This window comes from Halobacteriovorax sp., assembly GCF_041587335.1.
Taxonomy (GTDB): domain Bacteria; phylum Bdellovibrionota; class Bacteriovoracia; order Bacteriovoracales; family Bacteriovoracaceae; genus Halobacteriovorax.
Map to the genome: position 1 here is coordinate 1 of NZ_JBFGYP010000235.1, position 2,669 is coordinate 2,669.

Below are 2,669 nucleotides of genomic sequence, written 5' to 3' on the forward strand. Positions count from 1 at the left end.
AGCGCCATTATCAATTGCTGGAAGTATGCACCGTATAAGACACTTCTTATCTTTCTATGCTCTCTGTCCGCCTTAAAGGCCTCTTTTTTTAGTATTGCAAGTGACTCTAGGGCCTTTGCTCCGTAGAGCTTTCTGACTTCAAGTAAGAGTTTTGCAACTTTATAGAGTTCGCTCACTCTCCTGGGTTCCGTCTCTTCTCTGCCCTCAATTAGCTCAATAACATCTTTATAGCTCCTGCGGCGCTTTCTCAGGATCCTCCTTGGGCTTAAAAGTAAAATAAAGGGTAAAAATATAACGAAATATTCCATACTTAGAGTCTCCACTCAAGATTGACGATTGACGTTAAAAGGATTTTTTGAAATAAACAACGCACATGAAAACAACAAATCAAGAAAATTCAAAATTGAACAATACGACCCTCTACAGTCCAAATGTAGAGATCATGAACCTAGAGATTCTCATCTCTAAGTTAAAAGGTATATGTCATGAAATTGATCCTTATACTGAGTTAACACTTAGTATGAAAGAGAGATTAATTGATGTCGGAATTGAAGAATTCAATGATCCATTTGCCTTAACAAACCAACTACTATTTATGACAGAGAATGCCATTGAAAAATTGGCGTCTCTAAAAGAAGAGCTATAACTCCATGGCAAAAATAAAGAAATATAGACTACCAAGGGTTAATCTACACCCGGCGACTCTAAAACATGCAAAAAAAGGTCATCCATGGGTGACGGAAGATACTTTCACGAAAGAGTTCCCAAAAAAGGAAAACCTACTTATTGGAAAAAACCCTAAAGGTGATGAAAGACTATTCTTATTACATGACCCTAATCATAAAAAAGTAAAAGCAAGAATTTGGGAAATAGGAACTGAACTTCCAGAATCTCCTAATGGTTTTGTACGAGCTTTCTCACTTAGATTAGAAGAATCATTTCTAAGAAGAAAGTCGGTATTAGAAAAGCTTCAAAGAGATAACTTCTATCTCTGTTTTGCAGAAGCTGATGGTATTCCTGGTTTAATGATACAAAAGTTCGGTAATGTTGCACTTATTCAAATCTATTCTGATTTCTGGTTCTTCTTTAAGAACGACATTAGAAGATTGGTAAAAACACATTGTGCAAAACACTTTCCAGAAATTGATAAAGTAATCTTCCAACAAAGAAAGTCTTCTGAATCTGTTAAGTTTGAAAATATTGAACAGAAACTAACAGAGATAACAGTTCAAGAATTTGGAATTAATTACCATTTACGTTTTGACTATAGGTATGACATTGGACTTTATAGTGATATGTCTGCGATTAGAAAGAAGTTAACAAATAACTTTAGAAATGCTGATTCAGTTTTAAATCTTTATTCATACACTGGGGCCTTTAGCCTATTCGCTCTTTCACATGGAGCAAAAGATGTTCACAGTGTGGATTTATCCAATGATTATATTTCTTGGCTAGAAAAGAACCTTGCATTAAATCCACAGCTAAAGGCAGAGAATCACCAAAGTAAAATAATGTCAGTTGAAAAGGCCTTAAAGCAATATATTGCTGAAGGCAAGAAGTTTGACCTTATAGTGTGCGACCCTCCAAGCTTTTCAAGTGATGGAAGAAAAAGCCAGAGTGCTTTAAAAAGTTATGAAAAACTTATTCCTATGATGGAGGAGTGTTTAAGTGAGAAAGGTAGAATAGTTGCCTTTTTAAATACTCACCATGTACTTAGAAGAAAGTTTAATGAAAAGATTGAACAACTTGCAAATGCAAATTCATTGAAGGTCTGCAAAGGTCTTCGTATGGATGAAGACTGTATTACTTTAGGAGGGTTTCCTGAGGGAGATTACCTAAAGGGTATGCTGCTAGAAAGAAAATAATAACAGTGGAAATCCTTTAACCTTACTGCTCAAGAAGAGGAGTAATGGGTATTGGCAATCTCGGACTAACAGATGACGAGGAAGATGATATAGTCACCTTCCTCAAGGTCTTAGCAGATGTGCAATATGAGCACCTAAACTAAGAGTTATCTACAGGTAACATTTCCAAATGCGCTAACAAGTGGATCGCGGAAAGGGTTATTAGCAAAAACAAAACCTCTCATACATTGTCCTGGTAAAATAACTCCGCTCTGAACTCCATTAAATGAGTTACCATAACTAGTTCTTCCCTGGATATTTAATGTACATTGAATAGGTCTATAAGAAGCGTAATTACAAGCTTCACACTGAGCTTTAGAACCGCTAATCAAGAAACAGTTAGCTCTTGAAGTAAAGTAAGCATTTGAATTTATACTAATAATAGATAGTACAACAAGTAGTATTGCTTTCATGTATTCCCCTTTTTCTTTTGGTCATATCAAAAAGCTTAGAAAGGAGTCAAAATCTACAGAGAAAAGGGTAATTATTTTAGGTGTAAAGCCCCTAGTGATTAGGGGCCGCTCTATTACCTTATTGAAATCAGATTAATCGCAAGAAACTTGACCTTCAATTGATTCAATATGAGTCCACTTAATAGTTGGATTAGACCCTGCATACTTAACACTTTTTACTACTATAGTTGTAGTATTTGGGTGGTAATCATAAGTGTAATCTACTGAAAAAGTAGTAGTATAATAGTAATCAACAATACCTTGATCTACTTCATCAACAACAACTTTAGTAGAAACTTCTTTCAGTCCGTAT

Annotated in this window: 5 protein-coding genes; 2 read left to right on the forward strand and 3 right to left on the reverse strand. The window is 35.1% G+C overall.

Annotation, left to right across the window (positions count from 1 at the left end; all coding sequences use genetic code 11):
* Positions 1-308: hypothetical protein (locus ABX784_RS16760; protein WP_372656211.1), on the reverse strand; the 308-nt coding region annotated here is incomplete at its 3' end.
* Between the two features lie 65 nt (positions 309-373).
* Between ABX784_RS16760 and ABX784_RS16765 the strand changes: the two genes are divergently transcribed.
* Together ABX784_RS16765 and ABX784_RS16770 are read left to right on the forward strand one after the other, a co-directional pair.
* The gene (locus ABX784_RS16765) at positions 374-646 is read left to right on the forward strand and encodes a hypothetical protein (protein WP_372656212.1); all 273 of its coding nucleotides are present in this window, start codon (positions 374-376) and stop codon (positions 644-646) included.
* 4 nt (positions 647-650) lie between these two features.
* A complete protein-coding gene (locus tag ABX784_RS16770; RefSeq protein WP_372656213.1) occupies positions 651-1,865 on the forward strand; it encodes a class I SAM-dependent rRNA methyltransferase in 1,215 nt (404 codons plus the stop codon).
* Between the two features lie 146 nt (positions 1,866-2,011).
* Here ABX784_RS16770 and ABX784_RS16775 read toward each other — a convergent pair whose 3' ends face one another.
* Together ABX784_RS16775 and ABX784_RS16780 are read right to left on the reverse strand one after the other, a co-directional pair.
* Positions 2,012-2,317: a hypothetical protein gene (locus tag ABX784_RS16775; protein ID WP_372656214.1), complete on the reverse strand. Its 306-nt coding sequence runs from the start codon at positions 2,315-2,317 to the stop codon at positions 2,012-2,014.
* 132 nt (positions 2,318-2,449) lie between these two features.
* A partial coding sequence (locus ABX784_RS16780) for a hypothetical protein (RefSeq protein ID WP_372656215.1) occupies positions 2,450-2,669 on the reverse strand: 220 nt, incomplete at its 5' end.

What these genes read in the sequence shown, in the direction of transcription:
- ABX784_RS16775 (WP_372656214.1), bottom strand. Translation starts at nt 2,317, where the DNA reads ATGAAAGCAATACTACTTGTTGTACTATCTATTATTAGTATAAATTCA.
- ABX784_RS16765 (WP_372656212.1), top strand. Translation starts at nt 374, where the DNA reads ATGAAAACAACAAATCAAGAAAATTCAAAATTGAACAATACGACCCTC.
- ABX784_RS16770 (WP_372656213.1), top strand. Translation starts at nt 651, where the DNA reads ATGGCAAAAATAAAGAAATATAGACTACCAAGGGTTAATCTACACCCG.